General features: G+C 71.5%; 2 protein-coding genes. One reads left to right on the top strand and one right to left on the bottom strand.

Annotation, left to right across the window (positions count from 1 at the left end; all coding sequences use genetic code 11):
- Positions 1 to 348: 348 nt before the first annotated feature.
- The gene (locus ACFWF3_RS34840; RefSeq protein ID WP_379318335.1) at positions 349 to 768 is read right to left on the bottom strand and encodes a hypothetical protein; all 420 of its coding nucleotides are present in this window, start codon (positions 766 to 768) and stop codon (positions 349 to 351) included.
- A gap of 101 nt (positions 769 to 869) precedes the next feature.
- Here ACFWF3_RS34840 and ACFWF3_RS34835 point away from each other — a divergent pair, with 101 nt between their 5' ends.
- A complete protein-coding gene (locus ACFWF3_RS34835) occupies positions 870 to 1,631 on the top strand; it encodes a DUF2470 domain-containing protein (RefSeq protein ID WP_266294944.1) in 762 nt (253 codons plus the stop codon).
- The last annotated feature ends 89 nt before the right edge of the window (positions 1,632 to 1,720 follow it).

Below are 1,720 nucleotides of genomic sequence, written 5' to 3'. Positions count from 1 at the left end.
GCGCTGGCGCGCTCGAGCGGGGCCCTGGAGGCCCCGATCTTCCCTCCCTACGGGTACTCCTTCGTCGCACCCTTCGGTCAGTCCAGATCGGGGCGGGCCCCTTTGGGTAGAGACATCCACGGGCTACCCGGCCCGGGCGGTCGCGGGCGGGGCCAGTCGCAACGGGCTACCCGGCCCGAGCGGTGGCAGGCAGGGCCAGTCGCAACGCGCTACCCGACCCGAGCGGTCGCGGGCGGGGCAAGTCGCAACGCGCTACCCGACCCGAGCGGTGGCAGGCGGGGCAAGTCGCAACGGGCTACCAGGTGGCGGGCGGGGACAGTCGCAACGGGGTGCCCTGTGTGGGGTGGGTCAGTTCAGGACGCGCAAGGCCTCGGTGATGGCCTGTTCGTCTGGGGTTTCGATGGCCAGGAGGACGGTGCGGGTGGCCTCGATGGCGGCGGGTTTCAGTGATTTCAGGAAGGGGAGGTCGGGGGTGGTGAGGGCGGTGGGGATGTCTTCGCCGCAGAGGGCGGCCACGGTGCCCGCGACGACGGCCAGGGCGCGGGGGCCGCTGGTGGTGCGGGCGACGAAGCCGTGGTCGGCGTGGGCGATGCCGGCCAGGAAGGCGGTGAGGTCGGGGTCGGGGATGTCGACGTCCACGGGGGCGGGGGAACTGCCGTCGGGGCGGACCAGGTCGGCCACGAGGCTGCGGCGGGCGGGTGCCGACAGGTTCAGCAGGACGGGTTCGGCGGGGGCGGAATGGTCGTCGCCGTGGTCGTCGTGCGTCATCCGTCCACCGTATCGGCTCGATTCATCGGGGTGTCCTCTTGCGCGTCGGACGTTTGTAACTTAGCTTAGGTTTACCTAATCAAACGTTCGCGGAGGTTGTCATGTCGAGCCCCACCACGATCCTCGCGCCGACCACCGCCGAGCGGGTGCGAAGTGCGTGCGCTCATGCCGAGACTGCGGTGCTCGCGCTCCCCGGTATCGACCCGGTCCCCACCACGCTGCATCACCTGCGCCGTTGCGGCGACGCGGTGATCGCGGTGCCCGGGTCCTCACTCGCGGCCGCGCTGGCCGCCACGGCCAACGAGACCTCTGCGGTCCTCGAACTCACCGATCACGCGCCGCTGCCGCTGCGCGAGCCGGTGCGGGCGCTGGTGTGGTTGCGCGGTTGGGTGCGCCAGGTACCGGAGCAGGCGCAGCGCGCGCTCGCCGTCGAAATCGCCAAGGAGTACCCGCATCCGGGCCTGCTCGATGTCGGGCACGGCGTCACGCTGCTGCGGATCGTGGTGAACTCGGCGGTACTGGCCGACACCGCAGGCGCCGAATCCGTCGACCACGCCGACCTGCGCGCCGCCACGGCCGACCCGTTCTGCGAGCTGGAAAGCGCCTGGCTGCAACACATGTCCGAGGATCACGCCGACGTGGTCGCCCAGCTGGCCCGCCACCTGCCGACTCGGCTGCGGGGCGGGCTGGTGCATCCGCTGGCCATCGACCGCTACGGGCTCACACTCCGGGTCGAGAGCAACGACGGCGACCACGATGTCCGGCTGCCCTTCCCCACCCCGGCCGACGACATCGAATCGCTGAGCCGCGCGGTGCGGGTGCTGGCCGGCTGCCCGTTTCTGAACGGTCTGCGCCGCATCTGAGCTGGGTTATTGGAGCGCTGGCGCGCTCGAGCGGGGCCCTGGAGGCCCTGCCGCGAAATGCCTGCGGATTCGGCGCCACGGGGCAACAC

Origin of the sequence: Nocardia sp. NPDC060220 (assembly GCF_042727815.1) — a bacterium.
GTDB lineage: Bacteria > Actinomycetota > Actinomycetes > Mycobacteriales > Mycobacteriaceae > Nocardia.
The sequence above is the reverse complement of the archived record's forward strand: the minus strand, read 5'-3'. Positions and strand labels throughout refer to the sequence as shown.

Excerpts from the sequence above, each read along its gene's own strand:
- ACFWF3_RS34840 (WP_379318335.1), bottom strand. The coding sequence starts at position 768 with ATGACGCACGACGACCACGGCGACGACCATTCCGCCCCCGCCGAACCC.
- ACFWF3_RS34835 (WP_266294944.1), top strand. The coding sequence starts at position 870 with ATGTCGAGCCCCACCACGATCCTCGCGCCGACCACCGCCGAGCGGGTG.